Annotated in this window: 1 pseudogene; it reads right to left on the bottom strand. The window is 68.1% G+C overall.

The features are described from left to right. Positions 1-301: pseudogene (locus K4G64_RS39640) on the bottom strand (hypothetical protein); the annotation flags it as partial. Between the last annotated feature and the right edge of the window lie 50 nt (positions 302-351).

The following is a 351-nucleotide window of genomic DNA, read 5'->3' as shown; positions in this document are numbered from 1 at the left end:
CGTACTCGTTGACGACCACCGACTCCGGGGCGCGCTTCAGCCAGTCACGCACTACCGAACCCGACAGCGCCTCGCCACCCACCACCCACGTCCGCGCCGCACCCGACACATCCGCCAAGTGCTCGCCCAGCAGAGGCAGATGCGCGGGAACAACCTTGGCCAGACCGAACCCGGAATGCGTCTCAAGCACCCGTGCCAGACCTTCGGCGCCACCCTCGCGGGAGACCACCACCGCACCACCCGACACCAGCGGCACCAGCACACTGGTCACCGTCAGGTCGAACGCCAGCGACGAATGCAACGGCGCACCACCCGGGCCATACAACCCCGACGCCCACCCCACATAGTTCG

It is taken from the genome of Streptomyces sp. WAC04114 (assembly GCF_019733245.1).
GTDB classification, from domain to species: Bacteria; Actinomycetota; Actinomycetes; order Streptomycetales; family Streptomycetaceae; genus Streptomyces; species Streptomyces massasporeus_A.
The sequence above is the reverse complement of the archived record's forward strand: the minus strand, read 5'-3'. Positions and strand labels throughout refer to the sequence as shown.